The organism is Mycobacterium simiae (assembly GCF_008370645.1).
In the GTDB taxonomy this organism is placed as follows: domain Bacteria; phylum Actinomycetota; class Actinomycetes; order Mycobacteriales; family Mycobacteriaceae; genus Mycobacterium; species Mycobacterium simiae_A.
The window spans coordinates 1-295 of record NZ_VTZN01000623.1 but is presented as its reverse complement, the minus strand read 5'-3'; the positions used below and the strand labels follow the sequence as shown (position 1 = coordinate 295).

1 protein-coding gene is annotated in these 295 nt (G+C 66.4%); it reads right to left on the bottom strand.

The genetic code is table 11. The features are described from left to right. Window positions 1–295: beta-ketoacyl synthase N-terminal-like domain-containing protein (locus F0Q45_RS27150; RefSeq protein WP_149656716.1), on the bottom strand; the 295-nt coding region annotated here is incomplete at both ends.

The following is a 295-nucleotide window of genomic DNA, read 5'->3' as shown; positions in this document are numbered from 1 at the left end:
ACCGTCGGCAGCCGCGGCGAATGCTTTGCAGCGCCCATCGGCGGCCAACCCGCGCTGCCGAGCGAACTCGGTGAAGATGGCCGGTGTGGTCATGATGGTGACGCCGCCGGCCAGTGCCAGGCCCGATTCGCCGTTGTGCAGCGACTGACACGCCAAATGCGTCGCCACCAGCGACGACGAGCAGGCGGTGTCCACCGTGAGTGCCGGACCCTGCAACCCCAACAAATAGGCCACCCGCCCCGAAGCAACACTCGTCAAAGTGCCGATGGCATAGCTTTCACTTTCCGGCCCCCCG